The organism is Bradyrhizobium sp. 956_D2_N1_4 (assembly GCF_052076025.1).
Lineage (GTDB): Bacteria > Pseudomonadota > Alphaproteobacteria > Rhizobiales > Xanthobacteraceae > Bradyrhizobium > Bradyrhizobium barranii.
The window spans coordinates 4094469-4112290 of record NZ_CP197237.1; the positions used below are offsets into that span (position 1 = coordinate 4094469).

A 17822-nucleotide genomic window follows, 5' to 3' on the forward strand; every position below is an offset into this window, starting at 1 on the left:
GGACCATTTCGGTTCCGGAGGCGTCGGGGCGAGCGTGATGCGGATCATAAAAGGCTTTATGGGGCAATCGAGACCGTACGGCTCCGGTCGAGATGTTTCGTCGCAGGCGCGGCTGTAACAGAAAGGTGCTAGGAAATCGGCCCTTCAGAGAAGAAATTCACATTTTACTTGAAGCGGTTCACTTAGGGTCGCGAAGACCCTATACTGACCGCGACGGCCGAAGATAAATTACCAAGTAAATTCAATGAGATGAGGTAGAACCATGACACTCCCGATCGGCACCACCGCGCCCGACTTCGAAGCCGAGACCACCGAAGGGAAGATCAAGTTCCACGATTGGATCGGCAATAGCTGGGCTCTCCTGTTCTCCCACCCCAAGGACTTCACGCCGGTTTGTACGACCGAGCTCGGCGCGCTTGCCAAGCTGAAGCCGGAATTCGACAAGCGCGGCGTCAAGCTGATGGGCCTTTCGGTCGATCCGGTCGACCGCCATTCCAAATGGTCCGAGGATATCAAGGAGACGCAAGGCGCCGCCCCCAACTACCCGATGATCGGCGACACCGACTTCAACGTGTCGAAGCTCTACGAGATGTTGCCGGCCTCGACCTCGGGCGATCCCCTCACCCGCACGCCGGCCGACAACCAGACCGTCCGCAACGTCTTCATCATCGGGCCGGACAAGAAGATCAAGCTGGTGCTGGTCTATCCGATGACGACAGGCCGGAATTTTCAGGAGATCCTGCGCGTCATCGACTCGCTCCAGCTCACCGCCAAGCATCGTGTCGCCACGCCGGCCGACTGGACGCAGGGCGAGGACGTCATCATCGCCGGCTCGGTTTCCAACGACGAGGCGAAGACGATCTATCCGCAGGGCTGGAAGGAACCGAAGCCCTACATCCGCATCGTGCCGCAGCCAAAGTGACTTTTGGCGGTCGCGGATAGCGACCGCAAAAAGTCATCCCGGGGCGATGCGTCAGAACCCGGGATCTAGAGATTCCCTGGTGCGCAATGCGCACCAGGGTTCGGTCCTTCGGACCGCCCCGGAAATGACCGAGTTGGATTAGGCCGCGTGCACGCGGTCGAGGAAGCTGTCGACCTCGGCCTTCAGATGCAGGCTCTCGCCTGACAGCGCCTGGGCAGAGGCGAACATCCGGCTCGACGTCTCTCCCGTCTCGCTCGCGCCCTTGGCGGCGTGACGGACATTGACCGCGACATCGGCAGTACCGGAGGCCGCAGCGCGAACGCTGGCTGCGATGTTGTGGGTGGCGCTCCTCTGCTGCTCGACCGCGGCCGAGATCGAGCCCGCGATGCCGCTGATGCGCTCGATGGTCTGGCCGATCGCCTTGATGGCGGTGACCGATTCCTCCGTTGCAAGCTGCATGCTGGCGATCTGGTTCGAGATCTCGTCCGTCGCCTTGGCGGTCTGGCCGGCGAGCGTCTTGACCTCCTGGGCCACCACCGCGAAGCCGCGACCGGCGTCCCCGGCGCGCGCGGCCTCGATGGTGGCGTTCAGCGCCAGAAGATTGGTCTGCTCGGCGATCGAGGTGATCAGCTTGACGACGTCGCCGATGCGCGCCCCCGCTTCCGAGAGCTGCGCCATGCGCTGGTCGGTGGCTTCGGCCTGCCGCACCGCCTCGGCGGAGATCTCGTTCGATTCCTGCACCCGGCGGGTGATCTCGGAGATCGACTGGGACAATTCGTCGGAGGCTGAGGCCGCCGTGCGCACGTGCTCGGAGGCGTTCTCGGATGCGCCGGCCGACTGCGCCGACAGATCGGCGGTGGAGCGTGCGGTGTCGGTGAGTTGCCGCGCCACCCGCTCGAACTCACCGGAGGAGTTCAGCACCTTGTCGAGGATGCCGCCGACGCTGCCGCGGAACTGCTCGACGAAATTGCGCAGCTCCGCCTTGCGCTGCTCCGCCGCGGCAGCAGTGACCGCGGTCTGCTCGCTGCGCAGGCGCGCCCGCTCCAGCGAGTTGCTCTTGAACACCGCGACCGTGCGGGCGATCTCGCCGATCTCGTCGGCGCGATCCTCGCAATCGATCTCGACGTCGCTCTTGCCTTCGGCGAGCGCCGTCAGCGAGCGCGTGACCGAGGTCAGCGGCCTGGTGATACGGCGGACGACCAGCAAGGTGAGGACCAGGACCAGGAGCGCCGCAATACCGGCCGCAATCGCCATGCTCTCGATGGCCTGGGTCAGCATGCTCTCGAACTGCGCCATGGGGATGCCGACATAGAGAATGCCGACGACCTTGCCGGTGGCATCCGCGACCGGAAAATAGGCGGTCATGAAGGTTTTGCCGAACAGCGTGGCCGGGCCCCTGTACGCCTCGCCGCGGCGCAGGACGGCCTGCCCGGGATGATCGGCGGCAAGCTGGGTCCCGACAGCGCGGTCGCCGTTCTCCTTCTTCACGTTGGTCGAGCGGCGGACGAACTGCCCGCTCGCATCATCGAACACGAACAGGGTCGCGTTGCCGCCGACATAGGACACCGCGCGATCGACGATGGCGTGATCCCTGAACTCCGGCATTTTGGGAATCTCGGCGCGCGCGACCCCGCCATCCCGCATCGTGATCTTCGCGTCGGGAACGACCTCGGCAAAAGCCAGGGCCAGCGTGCGCAAATTGACCTCGATGTCGCGCAGCGCACGATCGTTGAAGGCGGAGGTGAGCGACCAATAGCCGGCGCCGACCACGAGCGCCGTGTTCACGGCGATCAGCAGCACGGCGCACAGGACGGCCTTGGTACCCAGCTTGAATTGCGGCAAGAACTTTGCCGTCGCACGGTTGGACATGAATGGAACTACCCCCGGAATTCCTGCATATTCATGCAATCGGCTTACGACCGAATTAACGACGGTTCACACCGCCGCACGTGGCATGCTTGCCAAATTGTAAACGAGGCCTGCCCTGACCACGCCAAGCGCGCCGCCTGTCATCGTCTGGTTCCGCGATGACCTCCGCCTGTCCGACCATCCCGCCCTCCATGCTGCCGCGAAGACAGGCGCGCCGGTGATCTGCCTCTATGTGATGGATGAGGTGGCCGGACGGGCACCGGGCGGTGCGACGCGCTGGTGGCTGGCGCAGTCGCTGCGGGCGCTCGGCGCCGAGATCGCCACGCACGGCGGATCGCTGATCCTGCGCAAGGGGCCGGCGGCCAAAGTGATCCCCGAGGTGGCGCGGGAGAGCGGAGCGGGAGCGGTCTACTGGAATGAGGTCGCGCAGGCATCGCATCAGGCCGTCGAGAAACAGCTCGAAGCGGCGCTGGCAAAGCTCGGCGTGGACTCGCAGAGCTTCCCTGGCGACTTGCTGGTGCCACCCTCGGCGATCCGCAACAAGGAGGGCCGCGGTCTTCGCGTCTTCACGCCGTTCTGGCGACGGGTGCTGTCGCTGGGCGATCCGCCCAAGCCTCTGCCCGCACCGCGGGAGCTACGCCCCGCGCCGCAGCTCGCCAGCGACGCGCTGGCGAGCTGGACGCTCGAGCCGACAAAGCCCGACTGGGCTGGCGGCCTGCGCCAGACCTGGACGCCGGGAGAAGCCTCGGCCCGCGTGCGCCTCCGCGACTTCCTCAAGCACACCGCGCGCGTCTATGTCGGCGATCGCGACCGTCCGGATCGCGAGGGGACTTCAAGCCTGTCGCCTCATTTGAGGTTCGGCGAGCTCAGCCCGCGCCAGATCTGGCACGCCGCGCGCTTTGCCGCAGCGGAGAATCCAGCGATCGGGCCCGGCGTCGAAAAGTTCCTGAGCGAGCTCGGCTGGCGCGAATTCTGCCGCCACCTCCTCCACGATCATCCGAGCCTTGCCACCGAAAACCTGCAAACGAATTTCGATGGCTTTCCCTGGAAGGGCGACAAGAAAGCGCTCGCCGCCTGGCAGCGCGGACGCACCGGCTATCCCATCGTCGATGCAGGCCTGCGCGAGCTCTGGCACACCGGCGTGATGCACAACCGGGTGCGGATGGTGGTGGCGTCCTTCCTGGTCAAGCATCTCCTGATCGACTGGCGCGACGGCGAGAGCTGGTTCTGGGACACGCTGGTCGATGCGGATGCCGGCAGCAATCCCGCCAACTGGCAATGGGTCGCCGGCTGCGGCGCCGACGCCGCGCCCTATTTCCGCGTGTTCAATCCAACTCTCCAGGGCGAGAAGTTCGATCCTGATGGAGCCTATGTCCGGCGCTGGGTGCCCGAGCTGAAAGACGTGCCGGCCAAGCTGATCCACCAGCCCTGGCAGGTATCACCGATCGAGCTTGCGAGCGCGGGCGTCACGCTCGGCAAGACCTATCCGCAGCCGATCGTCGATCACGCGAAGGGGCGCGAGCGCGCGCTCGCCGCCTACGCAAAGATCCGCAAAGGTTGAGCGCTGCTTTGACTCGATTTTGAAACCCGCTATCGTCATCGCTCCATACAAACCGTGGGGGACGATATGGACGACGAGAAGCCGATCACCGAACAGGCGCTGGACACGGTCACCACCGCCGTGGAAGCGACCAGCGAAGCCGCAGTCACCGCCGTCAAGAAGGTCAGGAAAGCCGCCAAGAAGGTCGCGAAGAAAGTAGCGCCGAAGAAGGCTTCCAAGAAGAAAGCCAAGAAGGCGACCAAGAAGGCATCCAAGAAATCTGCGAAGAAAGCTTCGAAGAAGGCTGCAAAGAAGTCGTCGAAGAAAGCGGCCAAGAAGACTGCAAAGAAGGCCACCAGGAAGTCTGCGAAGAAGGCAGCCAAGTCGAAAAAGAAGGCCAAGCGCTGATCGCAGCGCTCGAGCAGGTCTCCAGGTGCGGGCGCGCCCGGAGACCTCTCCCGCCCCTACCCTCGCCGCTTGGCTGCGCGCCGGCCCGGGTGATGCTCGCCTTGCGGATCACGAAATTCGCTGCGATGGCCGCGCCGGTCCTCCTTGGCGAAGCGCCTCCGCTTCTCGGATGAGCCGAACTGCTTGATCACCTTCCGGCCGTTGACCTTCTTGATGACATAGCCGCCTTCCGTCATCGAGAACGGCGCCTTGAGCGACCCCATATGGTCGAACTTGGTGCCGCGGGGATGCTCGAACGGTTCGAACCAGGACGGATAGACGAAGTTCGACATCGGAAAGCCGTTGACGAGAAAAGACTCCTCTTCCACGGCGTCGCAGACCTCGTAGGCATATTGGGTGTGCCGAGTCTTGTCGGCCCACAGATTGGCCATGGGATCGAGCACCATCTCGAACAGTTCGTGCGAGGCCGCCAGGCTGACCGGATCGTCCTCGCCGAGTGCCTTCAGAAAGATCTTTGAGATCGGCTGGCCGCGGTGCGTCAGCTCGTGCCGCCCGAGGAAGTTCTTGTGGGTGGCGTCGTCAAAATAGAGCAGCTGCCAGTCCGTCGGCTTCGGGTTGCGGGTGACGTCGAGATCGATGGGATAACCCCAGACCGGCAGGAAATGCTCGTCGTAGCATTTCTGGAGCGCCGCCGTGAGCCTCCCCATCATCCGCTCGCTCATCATCTCCTCGGCGTAGTTGATGCAGGCAATCCGGACCGGCCTCAAGGACCTGCCGAGCAGTGCACGCCGTGCTTTTTTCATGGAAATCACCTTGCCAAAGGGAAGCTGAAATCAGTCCAGCCTAGCACGCGCGCGCGCCGCACGTCAGGGATGTATTCCGACGTACTGGCCTGCCTGCCTAGAAACGCCGATTGACGACGAACACCGCCGCCGCGCACATCGCCATGCCGGCAATCGCCAGCGCATCGAGCTTCTCCCCGAACAGCAGATAGGCCATCAGCGCCGTGACGGCGGGCACCAGGTAGAACAGGCTCGCAACCGAGGTCGCGGCAGCGTGGCGGATCAGCCAGTACAACAGCCCGATCGATCCGATCGAGAGCGCCACGGCAAGCCAGGCAAGTGCGAGCACGAACTCCCGCGTCCAGTGCACCACGCGGTCCTCGAACAGGAAGGCGCCGACCGTGAAGAAGACGGTGACGGCGATATATTGCACGAGATTGCCGGCGCGCCAGTCGATGTGGTTGCAGTAGCGGCGCTGATAGAGCGTGCCGAGCGTGATGCTGATCAACGACACCACCGAGGCGAGCCAGCCGAGCCCCGCCTCGCCGGTCATCGGACGGCCGTGCAGGATCAGCGCTACACCGCCGAGGCCAAGCACCAGCCCCGCCCATTGCACCGGCGTCACGCGTTCGCCGAGCCAGCGGTTGGCGATGGTCGAGGTCAGGATCGGCTGAAGGCCCGGAATCAGCGCCGAGAGTCCGGCCGGGATCGAATGCGCGATCGCAATGGCCGTGCCGCCGAGATAGAAGCCGTGGACGAGAATGCCGGCAACAGCGCTATGCGCGACGTCGACACGGTCCGGCCATTTCGGTCGCGCGATCGCCACGATGATCGCCATCAGGCCGACCACGATCGCCATGCGAATGGCGAGATAGGTCAAGGGATCGGCGTTGTTGATGATGTATTTGGTGCCGATGAATCCGGTGCTCCAGAGCACGACGAACAGGATCGGTGCGGCGCGGGCGGTCAGGGCTTCTTGATTATGGTTCATTGCCGCCCTCATTGCCCGACCGGGGCCTATGCGGCAATGCGAATTTCCAAAACGAGCGATGCTGCGCTGCGACGGACAGCGGGAGCGCAGCTCAGCCGCTCACCATTCTTCCGGACAGGGGTCGATGATCTTCCAGAGCTCGACACCGTTCTTGATCTTCTTCATGTCGGTGGTGAGCCCGCCATTGCGGCGGATCCAGTCCTTCACGGTGTTGGGGTAATAGGACATCAGGTCGGACGTCCCCTCCGCGCTGGTGACCTTGATGCCGAAGGTGAAGGCCTTGTCGTAATAGGCCTGATGGAAGCCGAGGCTGGCGCGCGGCGTCACGCAGATCTTGTTCATCGGCACCATGCCGAGCACCAGGGTGCAGGCCGAGTTGCAGATGCCGTCGATGATGACGCGCTCGCCCTTCTCGCGGACGCGCTTGTACTTGGCCTTGTACTCCTCGACGTAGCCGCCGTGGTCACGTGTGATGTGCAGCTCGGCGCGCGCCGGCGTGGCGGCGGCGGAGAGCAACAGCAGGCTCAAAAGCGTGATGCGCATGGTGCGTGACGGCGAAAGCCTTCAGGAATGAACCGGCCTCGAAGGACCCCCAAAGGGCCGGCGACAGGATTCTTAAGCGAATTCTCTTTGGCCATACTTGTGTGGGGAATTCGTTAAGCATCCCGAAAAGGCCAAAAATGGGCAGCCTTCGACCCTGCTCCGGGCAATTCTGTCACACCCACCCGGGAATCGGCGGGATTGGCCCCGATTTCCGGGCCCCGGACGGGTGTCCCGGCGGCCCGAAATGGCTATAAACACCTGACCTATTCGCGCGGGTTCCGGAGAATCGAGATGAGCACGTTGAAGCTTGTAGCCGCGGTTGCTGCCCTGTCGGCCGCAATCCTCGCCCCCAGCCTTGCGGAGGCGCGGGGACACCACCGGTACCACCGCCACTACACCAACCCGCTGCCCTACCCGATCAGCTATCTGCACAATTACGGGCCCGGCGTTACCCCCGGCACCTTCGCCTTCTACGACGGCCCGTCGAACAACCGCTGCTACCAGAGCTCGGCCACCTATATCGGCCAGGACGGCCGCCGGCACCCCTGCTTCTGAGGCGCGCTGGCGCGTCCTCTGCGGGTGCCGCTATTTGGCGGCGCCCGACAGCAGCAATTGCTTCTCGATCTCGTAGACCGGCAGCTTGACGAGGTCCTTGCCGACCTCGCCCTGAAGCGCCTTGCGCACCACGACCGAATAATCGGCGCGGATCATCCCGAGCGCGCGTGGTGAGGCCACCATGGTCAGGGCCGAGGTCTCGCCCGCGCTGACGGCGGCATCGAGCCGGCCGGCCAGGTTCCGCAGGAAGGCACGCTCGGCCTCATCGTGCCAATCGGTCTGCTCGACCGAGCTGCGCGCGCCGCCGACGGCGGCATTCAGCCGGCCCGGCGCATCGGTCCCTTGCGCACTCGTCGAAGGATTGGGCTGCTCGTGCACCTCCCGGGTGTGGAGGTTCGGAAACATCTCGTCGCCGAGGTTTTCCAGAATGAGCGCCTTGCGCCCGTCGCACACGATCAGCCAGTCACCCTTGTCTATTCTCATCTTGTCCATTGCACAGCTCCAGGCAATCTCGCGAGCCTGCTCTTCGAATTCCTCGAAGCGCTGGCTACGGCAAGACTAGGGATGAAGTCGTGCCGGCGAATTGCGCAGGATCAAAGATGAACGCAATGTCCTGCCAGGCAGCGCCAGTGCAAGCGCAGCATTGGTCACGCGCGCGAACCTGGGATAATCTTGCGGAGCGAAAGGTCAGGTCTGCGGCGAGCTTTGCTGAAGATTTGTTCATCAGCATTACATTTCGGTTCCGCCACAATTTGATCAGAACAACTTCGATATCCTGTTTTGCGTAAGCAGAGGAAGACATCATGAATCTCAAGACTGGCCTCGTCGCCGCATCCCTGTTCGGTGCCATCATGGCATCGCCGGCGGCGTCCGCCATGCCCATCGCGCCCGCACCTGCGACGCCGCAGGTCTCCGACGTCGAGCAGGTCCGCATGGTCTGCGACGCCTGGGGACGCTGTTTCTGGCGCCCGAACTATGATGGGTATTACGGCCCGCGGCCGTATTACGGGCCCCGATATTATGGGTATGGGCCACGCGCCTATGGGCCTCGCTATTACGGACCACGCTATCGCCGCTGGTGATCTCCAAAGGGGCCCTCTCGGGCCCCTTCGCTTTTGCGAGATCGCGCCTTGCGTCCATTCGCGTGCGCGCGGCTTGCGTGGAGCGATTCCAAAACTGATCTAGATCAAAGATGAAATTCGATGTGCCGTCATTCTGCGTCGATGGCGGATTTCATTGTTTTCCGATGCCCCCAGACGGGCATGAATGTGCAGACGCATCTCGAGAGGCAGCCAAGGCCTGACGAGCGGAGCCTTGACGAGCGGAGGCTTGAGGGGCGGAGGCTCGAGGGGCGGCGGCTCGAGGGGCGGAGCTTCGAGTCCTTCGCCTGTCCCGCCTGCACGCGTCTCCATTTCATCGACCTCGCCTCAGGCCAACCGATGAACCGGGACCGTTGACGGTGACATCGACCCGCCGCGCCGCGTGGCATGATGTCCGCAATACTACGGCCTGGAATCCGGTTTACTGAATCATCCTGTTTCGCCATTGATTGCGATGTATTGATTTTCATTTAATTGTCACATTGCAGCATCCGGCCAGAAGCATGTTCTTCGACGCTCTCGCCCCCTCCTCCGCCCTCCAGTTGATCCGGTTTGCCGATGTCGACGCGTTTCGACCGGCCGAGTCGATGGAAGACGCCCGCAGCATTCCGCTCGACGTCGCCAACTTCGCTGCGGCGCGTGCGATCGTGAACCTGCCGGGGTGCCGGATCATCGTGGCGAGGTCGTTTGCGCGGATTCTCGATACCGCCTATCGCGCACCGGGCGGCATGGTGATCCTGCCGATGACCGACGATCTGCGGGCCAGCTCGAGCGGGATCGAGCTCGACTCGCGCGTTTTCATCGCCTTGCGCGGCAATCATCATTGTCATTTCGTCGAGCATCAGACCAATTACCACGCGCTGATCATGTTCTCCCCCGGGCTCAGAGATCGCGGCTGGTTCGATCGCGCCGATGCATTGTGGGTTCGCATCGCGGACCCCGTGGCGCATCTCTACGCGCGTCAGCTTGTTCTCGACATCCTGCGGACCGCGTCCGTAGAGCCGCACATGTTCGAAACCACCGAGGTCGCCGCGCATCTCCAGGAGGGCCTCCTGCTCGCCTTCGACGATTTGTTTCAAATCGACCCGTCGTCTGATCGCACCGCCCCGAATGCCGGCGCGCGATCGGCCAGGCTCGTGCAGCAGATCGACGATTACGTCTCGGCCTATCCGACCGCTCCGATCTATACGGCCAATCTCGCCGGTGAGTTGGGCGTTTCGGTCCGAACGCTCGGCGGCGCGGTGAGCAAGGTGCGCGGCATGAGCCTGCATCAATACATCCGCCTGAAGCGGCTGTGGGCCACACGCTCGCGGCTGCTCAAGGGCGGCGGCGCGACGGTCGCCACATGCGCACGCGCCCAGGGATTTCATCACCTCGGCGAGTTTGCCGCGGCCTACCGCGCGACCTTCCATGAGGCGCCCTCCGACACGCTGGCACGGGCCCGCCACACCTGCCGTTCCGCAAGCTGACATCACAGGCGCGACGCCGATGGCTTGCCTTGACCACGCGTCGGGGTGCTATGGAACAGGTTCCCTCGAACGAGGTTGTCAGGTCCGAGCAGTGCGCCGCCAGCCAGCCCCGGGGGCGCGCTGAGAAACCCCGCGCGCCTACGCGCGGGGTTTTTCTCGCCGTCAATCAAGTGGTTCAGGGAAGAGAATGTCTATCAACCGCAACGTCCTGTTTCTGATCATCGGCGCTCTGGTCGTCACGGCAGCCGTGCTCGGCTACAACCTCTACCAGGCGAAGAAACAGCCCGACGGCCTGCAGATCAATGTCGGCCCCAATGGGCTGAAGATCCAGGGCAAGTAAGGGGACCCGCGGATTGAGCCGGCCGAGCCTCGAGGCTCCGGCCTGACAAGTGGCGCGCTCGGAAGGATTCGAACCTCCGACCCTCGGAATCGAAATCCTAAATTTATATAGCAATATCAATAACTTAATTGCAAACTGAACCCCTTTCGGGGTATTGATTTTGCTCAACTATTCGGCAGCCTGCAAACCAACAACTATAGATTGCAAATATATGACTTTGCATTAAGTCTGCAAACCAATTGCAAACCGCAAAAACCGGTCTGGCGCAAATGAGGTCTAAGTTGTTGATTGTGTTGGCGCGCTCGGAAGGATTCGAACCTCCGACCCTCGGAATCGAAATCCGATGCTCTATCCAGCTGAGCTACGAGCGCCCCGGCCCGGGTATGGGGCCGCAACCGAGAAGCGCCGGACCGCTGCTGGCAAGCCAGCGCACCGGACGGCGTTCGGATCGGTTCGAATTAGCAGAGAGATTGACCAATAAAAAGCCCTCCCCGTCTCGATTCGAGACGGGTCGGAGGCACCCTTACCAGGTCGTGTTGAAGAGACCGAAATGGGGCTGCTGCGCGAACAGCATCGGCCGGCCCTGTTGCGGCGCCGGGTGCGCCCTGGCGACCTTGCGCTTGGGCTGAGCCTGGATCTGAGGCGTCTGCCCCTGAGGAAGCTGAGCCTGCGCCTGAACTTGCGGCTTGGCCTCCGCCTTCCTGGCCGCAGTGGCGTTGGCCTTCGGGGCCGGCGTAAACTGGGCGAAGGTCTCGCGCACCCGCGCCTTGGCCGACATCTCGGCCAGCTCCGGCGAAGCAGCCTCCTGCGCCGGCGGCTGAGGCGCAACGACCGCGGCGGTCTTCACTGCGGGTGCGGCAATGGTCGGCTGGCTGGTGTCGAGCACGACGCGCTCAGGCAAATGGCGATCCGACCGGATCCGGATCAGCGGCTGATCGTTGCTTGCGGTGACGATAGCCCGTGCGACCGGTTGCGACGGCAGAACGTAATCCGCCACGAACAACAGTGCGAGCAAGGCTCCACCGACGAAAACGAAGTACCTGAAAATGGGCATCGGCCACGCTCCGCCCCCCGCATCCCCGCGTGGGCTCTTCGCCTTAAACCGGCGATACTCTAATTGGTTCCTGCACCCGGCCCTTGGTTCAAATGGCAACGCCAAGTTTTTCGGCCAAGGCCTGCGGACAGTAACTTTTCCGCTACCGGGAACTGCCGGGCGTTACGCGCGCCGTGCTGCAACCAGCGAACACTTCGCCTGATCGGCGTTAACGTTGATGAAGCCGACAGGGATACGCGCAAAGGTCTTGCGGCTCTTCATCGTTACCGTGTCGGCAAGCACGCGGCTGCGGTCGGTGAGATGACTGCCATCGCGCCGCGTGAACGCGCAGACGATCTCCAGATCCTTAACGGCATAGTCATTGTCGTTTCGCAGCGTGAACGTCACCAGCGCCTTCGAGCCGAGCCCGCCACGGCGCCAGGTTTGCGATGAGATTTTGAGGCGATCGAGTTCTGCCGCAGCTGGCGCCTGAGCTTCGACAATCGGCGAGACCGCCGCCGCCGTACTGCCCGGAGGTGCCGGTTCGACCGTTGCCACGTCAGACTTCACCGGCTCGGTGCTGTTGCCCCTGGAGAGCGGCAGCAGCATCCACACCCCGCAGCCGACGATGATCGCCGCCAGTAGCCAGAGCAGGCTTCGCCCGAACGAGACGCTCGCGATCGTCACGGCTCGCGCCAGGCGCTCGCCGCTCCCGGCGAAACGTCCCCACCCGATCCGGTCAAACCTGGCGTTCATGGCTGTATCACCAACCGCGGCCGGAGTTCGTTCGATGACGGACTCGGCCACTGTTTACCTTAATCCGGGAGACGAACTAAGGTTCCCGCGCTCGTGGCGAGTCGGCAAGGACGGTGGCGATCACCAGCCGGGGCCGCTAACATGCGCTGCAACATCGAAGACCCCGTTGGGAGAACATGAAATGCCAGTCGTCGTCACTTGGGATCACGTCCATCTGCGCAGTCCCGATCCGGAGGCCACAGCGGCCTGGCTGCGGGACATCCTCGGCGGCGAGATCGTGCGCGCACCGGGACGGATCGACGTGAATCTCGGCGGCGCAAAAATCTTCATCGCATCGCTCGAGGGCGACAACGCCGTCAACCCGCCGCCGCCGCACCCGCATCAGGGCCTCGACCATCTCGGTCTCACCGTGAAGGACATCGACGCCGTCGCGGCCGAGATCAAGGCCAAGGGGGTCACCTTCACGCGCGAGCCGACCACGATCCGGCCCGGCGTGCGCATCTGCTTCATCCGCGGCCCGGAAGGCATCTCCATCGAGCTGCTCGAGCGCGACAAGAAATACACCTAACGCGGCGCCGCATCTGAGGTCGACGAGAGGCCGGGCGTGCTGTCGCCCGGCTAGCTCATGCTGCCGGGCATAAAGCAGCGGATGGCGACGCCCATGTAGCCGTAGATCGGCCACACCATGGTGCGCCCGACCCGGTTCGGCTCCGAGATGACGGCCTCTTCGGGCACATCAACCCAGACGAGCTCCTGCTGCTGGCCGTCGAGCACGTGGCCCAGGCGCGGGATGCGGACACGATAATGTCCGTCCTTGCTCTCCCAGTCAGTGTCCGAGAGCGCCGAGCCGTCGGCATCGGAACAGCAAGGCCCCTTGCCGCTGCGCAGGCCGTCGAACCACGCCTTCAATTCGGCATTGGTGTTGACGAACTGGCCGCGGTCGCGCGCATGCCCCGAGGGGGCTGCGAGCGCGATCAGAGCCAAGGCGCAAGTGAGGCTCACCATGCTTCGCCAGCGTGGCGCGCCGCCAGTCGGCCGTTGTGTTTCGCAAATCGTGGGACGCACACTGTACAGACGCGGCTCATCGCCGCCGGAATCGATCCAGTTGCTCACGTTTGTCTTGCTCCAGCACCCCGCGGCCAGTGCAACAATGGTTATGCATTTCGCGGGCCAACTTGATTCGCAACGACTGGCCTCGCGTCATGATCAGACCGTCATGGCGGTGTCATAGACAAGCCGGGACAACTACGGCTGGCGGCGGCAAGATCACACCGCCGCCCGGCAAACTGCCGCGTTGCGCGCGGGAACGCGCTTTGGCATAAAAGCTCTACCGGTTACGCCGTTGGGCGATGGCGGCCGGCCTGTGGGACGTGATGAAGAACGGCCTCTATTCGATTCACGTGAACCTGCTCGATGGTCGAGTCGGCAAGGGCAGCGGCGTGATTCTTTTTCGCGACGGCAAGATCCTTGGCGGCGATGCGTACCTCTATTACACCGGCAGCTACGTCGTGAAGGACGACCACACCTTCAAGGGCGAGGTGCTGGTGCAACGGCACACCTCGCCGCGGGGCGATGACAATCCGCTGTTCGGCGGCCCTGCCCCGGTCGGCATCGGCGTCAGCGGGACCTACACGGACACCCGCGCGGAGATGACGGGCACAGCGCTCGTCGGCAAGGCCAGCCTGATTTTCGGCGCCACGCTGCACAAGCTCGCGGAAGCTGATTAGGCGCGGAACTATTCCGCAGCCTGCTCGAGCGGCGCGGTACGCGGCAGGATGATCTGGATGCGCGTGCCCTCGCCCGGCTCGGAATCGAGATCGAGCCGCCCGCCGAGGCGGTTCGTCACGATGCTGTAGACGATGTGCAGTCCGAGGCCGGTGCCGCCCTGGTCGCGCCGCGTCGTGAAGAACGGATCGAAGGCGCGGCGGCGGACGTCGAGCGACATGCCGCAGCCATTGTCCGAGAAGATGATCTCGACATTGTCCTTGCCGGACTCGCGCACCTGGATGTCGATGATCCCCGGCCGGCCGTCCGGGAAGGCGTGCGCCACCGAATTGAGAAACAGATTGGTCAGCACCTGGCCATACGGGCCGGGATAGCTGTTCATGGTCAGGCTCGGCTGGCACTCGACGTTGAGCGTCAGATTGTGTTTGCGCAAGCCCGGCCGCAGGCTCATCACCACCTGCTCGGTGAGGTCGCCGAGATCGAAGCTGCGCTGGTCCGAGTAGTTGCGGTCGGCCGCAACCTGCTTGAACGACTGGATCAGCTCGGCCGCGCGGTTCAGGTTGGAGACGAGCTGCGAGGACGCATCGCGGCTGGTGTTGAGGAAGTCGTTGAGCGTGGAGCGACGGAGCTCGCCGCGCTCGACTTCGGAGGTGAACATCGCGGTCTTGCGCTCCAGCGCGGATGCGACCGTGAGGCTGATACCGACGGGATTGTTGACCTCGTGGGCGACGCCGGCGACGAGCCGTCCGAGCGCGGCGAGCTTCTCCGCCTCGATCAGCGAGGCCTGGGTCTCGCGCAGGTTTCGCAACGCGGTCTCAGCCGATTCCTTGGCTTTGCGCATCTCCTGCTCGCCGCGCTTGCGCTCGCCGATGTCGAGCGCCACGGTGACGATCCGCTCGATCTCGCCGTCGGCATCGAGCAGCGGCAGCTTGTTGACCAGCCATTGCCGCATATTGCCGGAGGCATCCTTGTACTCCTCCTCGTAGAAGCCGAGACCTTTTCGAAGCCTGAGCACCCGCTTGTCGTTCTCGTCGGTCTTGGCTGCGCCGTAGCGCGACATCAGATCCGCGGTGGTGCGGCCGAGCGCATCGGCGGGCTCGATGCCGAAGATGCCGGCCATATAGCGGTTCATCAGCACGTAGCGCAGCTCGCGGTCCTTGACGTTGATGACCGCGGGCACGGTGTCGATGACCTGCTGGAGCAGGCGCCGTCCTTCGGCGATGGCGTCTTCCGCCCGCTTCTGGTCGGTGATGTCGCGCAGCGTGCCCTCGTAGCGGACGATGTTGCCCGCCTCGTCCCGCACGCCCGTGGCGCTGTCGGAAAGCCACAGGATGTTGCCGCTGCGCTGGCGCACCTGGTACTCGAACTCGCGGACGATGCCGTCGCGCGCCATCAGCCGCTGGTATTCGGCGCGCGCCTCGGGGTGGACGTAGATGGTGTGGGCGATGTCGTTGATGCTGTCGATGAGCTGCTGCGGGCTGTCATAGCCCATCATCCGCGCCAGCGCCGGATTGGCGTTGAGGAGATCGCCGGCCGGCGTCGTGACGTAGATGCCGTCGACCGAGCCCTCGAACAGTTTGCGGTAGCTCTCTTCGGCAAGGCGCTGCTCGGTGAGCGCCCGCACCGCCGCCTCGCGCGCCGTGTCGGCCTCCTCCAGCGCGCGGCGGAACACTTCGGCCGCGCGCGCGATGTCGCCGATCTCGTTGTCGAGGTCGGCCGACGGGATCGAAGTGTCCTTCTCGCCCGCTGCGAGCGCGCGGATGGATCTCGCGATCTTCGCAAGCGGCCGGACGGTCCGCCGCACCACGAAGCCGGCCGCGAGAATGCCGATCAAGACGCCGATGGTGCCGAACACGATGCTCTGCCACCGCGCCTCCGTCAGCGTGCGGGCGAAATCGCGCGACAGCACGTGGCCGCGCCGGGCGCTGACCTCGCGCAGGAGTTCCGTGACGCGGCCGATCAGGCGGCCCTCGGTGCCCAGCACCTCGCGGTCGATATCGGCGATCTGCCGCTCCCGGACCGCCACCGCGATGATGGCCTCGGCATAGTCGTTCACGGCCGTCTTCAGCCTGGCGTCCGCGATGTCCATCGCCCGCATCCCCTGTGCGGCCTGCTCGGCGGCGGACGGGTTGCGCGCGAGCAGCCCGAGTGCGATCCGGCTCTGTGACTCCGACAGGCGGGAGGCGAGCTCGCGGTCCGCCGCGGCTCCGACGGCCACGTCGAACCGGTCGCGCAGCGGCGGCAGCCCGGCGAGCAGCTGGGCGCGGCGGTCGATCAGGGTCGAGATCCGCTCGAGGCCATTGCGATAGGTCGCGAGGCGCTCGGTGACCCCGTCGATCATGTCCTGCTGCTCGGGCGCGAGCTCGATGCGGGTCTTCCTCAGGATGTCATTCAGCGTCGAGGCCGCCTCGCCGACCTGCTTGAACTGGGTGCCGGCGCCAGGGTCGGTGACGAAATCGCGCGCCGCAAGCCGCAGCTCGTTCATGCGGCGGTCGATGTCCTCGGCGAGGTCGCCGACGCTCTGGAGCCGCTGCAACTCAGCGAAGGTCGTATCGATGTGCCGGATCGCGATCACGCTCGCGGTCGAGGTGACGATGATCACGGCCAGCACCAGGAGGAAGCTGCCGAAGGTGAGCTGGCCGATGGAGAGCGAGAATGTTCGCTTTTTCTCAGGGGTCGGCGTCAATTCGGCGGACATTGGGGCTTTTGAGGACCGGGCTATTGGAGGCCCAATATACGATGGTTTGCGGCCCCGGGGGAACATGCCTCGCGCTGCCGAATATCCTTAATATCGCGAGTCCGCCGCCCTTCTCCCCACCTGATTATGACGTTTTGACGCTGACCGGCCGCCGGGCCGGGATCGTCATGGCGGCGACGCCGAGGACGACGCAGGCAAGCCCGATCCAGGCGGTCCGGCTCAGGATTTCGCCGAGGAAGGCGACGCTGATGGCGACCCCGATGGGCACGCGCAGATAGGCCTGCGCGGTGGTGCCGACCGAGCCCAGCGTCTGGATCAGGCGGAAGTAGATCGCGAACGCCGCCGCGGTCGAGAAGGTCGCCAGCGCGAGCAGCGCCAGCACGGAACTCAGCGAGGGCGACAGCGTCCAGGGCTGTTCGACGATCAGCGAGGCCGGGATCAGCGCCGCCGCGCCCGCCAGCAGCGAGCCCGCGGCCGGTGCCATCGGATCGAGGCCTTTGAAACTGCGGCCGAAGATCGCGGCGCAGGCGTAGCAGATGGTGGCGGCGACGATGGCGGCCTCCGCGACGAGGCCACTGCCGACGTCGTGGAAAGCGTCGACGCCGACGATCAGCAGGATGCCCGCCATGCCGGCGACTACGCCGAACAGTTTTCGCGGCGTCGTCACCTCGTGGCGCGTTACGACGGCCGTGAGCAGGAAGGTGAAGATCGGCCCGGCCGAGTTGAGGATGGTCGCGAGCGACGCGTCGACATGACGCTCGCCCCAGGCGATCAGCGTCCAGGGGATGACGCTGTTGAGCACGGCCTGGAACGCGAAGCGCTGCCAGGTCGCGGCATCCGTGGGCATCCTGATGCCGCGCGCCCACATGACGACGAGCAGCAGCAGACCGGCGATCGTGGTGCGCGCCGCGATCAGCGTGATCGGCGGAATGGTGGCGACGCCGAGCTTGATGAAGGTGTAGGAGCCGCCCCAGAGCGTTGCGAGCGCGACCAGCAGCGCCAGCTCGACGGCGATGTTGGGGTCCCGTCCCTGATCCATTTTGCTCGTCCCGTCCATTCGCGATGGACGGAACCTAGCGCGTCCGCGGCCG

Annotated in this window: 20 protein-coding genes and 1 tRNA gene; 10 read left to right on the forward strand and 11 right to left on the reverse strand. The window is 64.5% G+C overall.

Going from position 1 to position 17822, the window contains the following annotated elements:
- Positions 1-262 precede the first annotated feature (262 nt).
- Entirely contained in the window at positions 263-922 is a 660-nt protein-coding gene (locus AB7535_RS19305) for a peroxiredoxin (protein WP_014494579.1), read from the forward strand.
- A 138-nt stretch (positions 923-1060) separates the two neighbouring features.
- Here AB7535_RS19305 and AB7535_RS19310 read toward each other — a convergent pair whose 3' ends face one another.
- On the reverse strand, positions 1061-2791 hold the full coding sequence (locus tag AB7535_RS19310) for a methyl-accepting chemotaxis protein (RefSeq protein WP_439036798.1): 1731 nt from the start codon (positions 2789-2791) through the stop codon (positions 1061-1063).
- A 169-nt stretch (positions 2792-2960) separates the two neighbouring features.
- On the opposite strand from AB7535_RS19310, the gene AB7535_RS19315 reads away from it, so the two are divergent.
- The gene (locus tag AB7535_RS19315; protein ID WP_439037355.1) at positions 2961-4352 is read left to right on the forward strand and encodes a cryptochrome/photolyase family protein; all 1392 of its coding nucleotides are present in this window, start codon (positions 2961-2963) and stop codon (positions 4350-4352) included.
- Between the two features lie 66 nt (positions 4353-4418).
- Positions 4419-4739 (forward strand): histone, encoded by a 321-nt coding sequence (locus AB7535_RS19320; RefSeq protein ID WP_439036799.1) that lies wholly within the window; start codon positions 4419-4421, stop codon positions 4737-4739.
- Between the two features lie 56 nt (positions 4740-4795).
- Here AB7535_RS19320 and AB7535_RS19325 read toward each other — a convergent pair whose 3' ends face one another.
- The 3 genes from AB7535_RS19325 to AB7535_RS19335 all read right to left on the reverse strand — a co-directional run bounded on the left by AB7535_RS19325 (position 4796) and on the right by AB7535_RS19335 (position 7055).
- The gene (locus AB7535_RS19325; RefSeq protein ID WP_063982651.1) at positions 4796-5542 is read right to left on the reverse strand and encodes a hypothetical protein; all 747 of its coding nucleotides are present in this window, start codon (positions 5540-5542) and stop codon (positions 4796-4798) included.
- Between the two features lie 97 nt (positions 5543-5639).
- Entirely contained in the window at positions 5640-6512 is an 873-nt protein-coding gene (locus AB7535_RS19330; protein WP_085405495.1) for a DMT family transporter, read from the reverse strand.
- A gap of 99 nt (positions 6513-6611) precedes the next feature.
- Positions 6612-7055, reverse strand: coding sequence for a hypothetical protein (locus AB7535_RS19335; protein ID WP_085405494.1), 444 nt, complete (start codon positions 7053-7055; stop codon positions 6612-6614).
- Between the two features lie 291 nt (positions 7056-7346).
- On the opposite strand from AB7535_RS19335, the gene AB7535_RS19340 reads away from it, so the two are divergent.
- Positions 7347-7610, forward strand: coding sequence for a hypothetical protein (locus AB7535_RS19340; protein WP_063982649.1), 264 nt, complete (start codon positions 7347-7349; stop codon positions 7608-7610).
- Positions 7611-7640: 30 nt separating this feature from the next.
- On the opposite strand, the gene AB7535_RS19345 is transcribed toward AB7535_RS19340, so the two are convergent.
- Complete coding sequence (locus AB7535_RS19345) at positions 7641-8102, reverse strand: host attachment protein (protein WP_071912919.1); 462 nt, start codon at positions 8100-8102, stop codon at positions 7641-7643.
- 311 nt (positions 8103-8413) lie between these two features.
- Here AB7535_RS19345 and AB7535_RS19350 point away from each other — a divergent pair, with 311 nt between their 5' ends.
- The 4 genes from AB7535_RS19350 (at position 8414) to AB7535_RS19365 (ending at position 10519) form a co-directional block, all read left to right on the forward strand.
- Positions 8414-8692 (forward strand): hypothetical protein, encoded by a 279-nt coding sequence (locus AB7535_RS19350; protein ID WP_071912916.1) that lies wholly within the window; start codon positions 8414-8416, stop codon positions 8690-8692.
- Between the two features lie 141 nt (positions 8693-8833).
- On the forward strand, positions 8834-9067 hold the full coding sequence (locus AB7535_RS19355) for a hypothetical protein (protein WP_085405493.1): 234 nt from the start codon (positions 8834-8836) through the stop codon (positions 9065-9067).
- Positions 9068-9213: 146 nt separating this feature from the next.
- Complete coding sequence (locus tag AB7535_RS19360; RefSeq protein WP_085405492.1) at positions 9214-10179, forward strand: AraC family transcriptional regulator; 966 nt, start codon at positions 9214-9216, stop codon at positions 10177-10179.
- 187 nt (positions 10180-10366) lie between these two features.
- Positions 10367-10519 carry a hypothetical protein gene (locus tag AB7535_RS19365; RefSeq protein ID WP_014494567.1) on the forward strand — a complete coding sequence of 51 codons (153 nt, stop codon included), beginning with the start codon at positions 10367-10369 and terminating at the stop codon, positions 10517-10519.
- A gap of 294 nt (positions 10520-10813) precedes the next feature.
- On the opposite strand, the gene AB7535_RS19370 is transcribed toward AB7535_RS19365, so the two are convergent.
- The 3 genes from AB7535_RS19370 to AB7535_RS19380 all read right to left on the reverse strand — a co-directional run bounded on the left by AB7535_RS19370 (position 10814) and on the right by AB7535_RS19380 (position 12308).
- A tRNA-Arg gene (locus tag AB7535_RS19370) sits at positions 10814-10890 on the reverse strand.
- 152 nt (positions 10891-11042) lie between these two features.
- Complete coding sequence (locus AB7535_RS19375; protein ID WP_085405491.1) at positions 11043-11573, reverse strand: hypothetical protein; 531 nt, start codon at positions 11571-11573, stop codon at positions 11043-11045.
- Between the two features lie 162 nt (positions 11574-11735).
- The gene (locus tag AB7535_RS19380; RefSeq protein WP_166097179.1) at positions 11736-12308 is read right to left on the reverse strand and encodes a hypothetical protein; all 573 of its coding nucleotides are present in this window, start codon (positions 12306-12308) and stop codon (positions 11736-11738) included.
- Between the two features lie 181 nt (positions 12309-12489).
- Between AB7535_RS19380 and AB7535_RS19385 the strand changes: the two genes are divergently transcribed.
- Positions 12490-12876, forward strand: a complete 387-nt coding sequence (locus AB7535_RS19385; protein ID WP_085405489.1) for a VOC family protein — start codon at positions 12490-12492, stop codon at positions 12874-12876.
- A 50-nt stretch (positions 12877-12926) separates the two neighbouring features.
- Here the strand turns inward: AB7535_RS19385 and AB7535_RS19390 are convergent, their stop codons facing one another.
- Positions 12927-13421 carry a hypothetical protein gene (locus AB7535_RS19390; RefSeq protein ID WP_085405488.1) on the reverse strand — a complete coding sequence of 165 codons (495 nt, stop codon included), beginning with the start codon at positions 13419-13421 and terminating at the stop codon, positions 12927-12929.
- Positions 13422-13681: 260 nt separating this feature from the next.
- Here AB7535_RS19390 and AB7535_RS19395 point away from each other — a divergent pair, with 260 nt between their 5' ends.
- Entirely contained in the window at positions 13682-14035 is a 354-nt protein-coding gene (locus tag AB7535_RS19395) for a GrlR family regulatory protein (RefSeq protein WP_063986297.1), read from the forward strand.
- Positions 14036-14043: 8 nt separating this feature from the next.
- Here AB7535_RS19395 and AB7535_RS19400 read toward each other — a convergent pair whose 3' ends face one another.
- Both AB7535_RS19400 and AB7535_RS19405 read right to left on the reverse strand, forming a co-directional pair.
- The gene (locus tag AB7535_RS19400) at positions 14044-16731 is read right to left on the reverse strand and encodes a PAS domain S-box protein (protein ID WP_085405487.1); all 2688 of its coding nucleotides are present in this window, start codon (positions 16729-16731) and stop codon (positions 14044-14046) included.
- Positions 16732-16855: 124 nt separating this feature from the next.
- Complete coding sequence (locus AB7535_RS19405; protein ID WP_085405486.1) at positions 16856-17770, reverse strand: DMT family transporter; 915 nt, start codon at positions 17768-17770, stop codon at positions 16856-16858.
- Between the last annotated feature and the right edge of the window lie 52 nt (positions 17771-17822).

Coding starts and splice junctions, on each gene's coding strand:
- AB7535_RS19305 (WP_014494579.1), top strand. CDS start 263: ATGACACTCCCGATCGGCACCACCGCGCCCGACTTCGAAGCCGAGACC.
- AB7535_RS19310 (WP_439036798.1), bottom strand. CDS start 2,791: ATGTCCAACCGTGCGACGGCAAAGTTCTTGCCGCAATTCAAGCTGGGT.
- AB7535_RS19320 (WP_439036799.1), top strand. CDS start 4,419: ATGGACGACGAGAAGCCGATCACCGAACAGGCGCTGGACACGGTCACC.
- AB7535_RS19325 (WP_063982651.1), bottom strand. CDS start 5,542: ATGAAAAAAGCACGGCGTGCACTGCTCGGCAGGTCCTTGAGGCCGGTC.
- AB7535_RS19330 (WP_085405495.1), bottom strand. CDS start 6,512: ATGAACCATAATCAAGAAGCCCTGACCGCCCGCGCCGCACCGATCCTG.
- AB7535_RS19335 (WP_085405494.1), bottom strand. CDS start 7,055: ATGCGCATCACGCTTTTGAGCCTGCTGTTGCTCTCCGCCGCCGCCACG.
- AB7535_RS19340 (WP_063982649.1), top strand. CDS start 7,347: ATGAGCACGTTGAAGCTTGTAGCCGCGGTTGCTGCCCTGTCGGCCGCA.
- AB7535_RS19345 (WP_071912919.1), bottom strand. CDS start 8,102: ATGGACAAGATGAGAATAGACAAGGGTGACTGGCTGATCGTGTGCGAC.
- AB7535_RS19350 (WP_071912916.1), top strand. CDS start 8,414: ATGAATCTCAAGACTGGCCTCGTCGCCGCATCCCTGTTCGGTGCCATC.
- AB7535_RS19355 (WP_085405493.1), top strand. CDS start 8,834: ATGGCGGATTTCATTGTTTTCCGATGCCCCCAGACGGGCATGAATGTG.
- AB7535_RS19360 (WP_085405492.1), top strand. CDS start 9,214: ATGTTCTTCGACGCTCTCGCCCCCTCCTCCGCCCTCCAGTTGATCCGG.
- AB7535_RS19365 (WP_014494567.1), top strand. CDS start 10,367: ATGTCTATCAACCGCAACGTCCTGTTTCTGATCATCGGCGCTCTGGTC.
- AB7535_RS19375 (WP_085405491.1), bottom strand. CDS start 11,573: ATGCCCATTTTCAGGTACTTCGTTTTCGTCGGTGGAGCCTTGCTCGCA.
- AB7535_RS19380 (WP_166097179.1), bottom strand. CDS start 12,308: ATGAACGCCAGGTTTGACCGGATCGGGTGGGGACGTTTCGCCGGGAGC.
- AB7535_RS19385 (WP_085405489.1), top strand. CDS start 12,490: ATGCCAGTCGTCGTCACTTGGGATCACGTCCATCTGCGCAGTCCCGAT.
- AB7535_RS19395 (WP_063986297.1), top strand. CDS start 13,682: ATGAAGAACGGCCTCTATTCGATTCACGTGAACCTGCTCGATGGTCGA.
- AB7535_RS19400 (WP_085405487.1), bottom strand. CDS start 16,731: ATGTCCGCCGAATTGACGCCGACCCCTGAGAAAAAGCGAACATTCTCG.
- AB7535_RS19405 (WP_085405486.1), bottom strand. CDS start 17,770: ATGGATCAGGGACGGGACCCCAACATCGCCGTCGAGCTGGCGCTGCTG.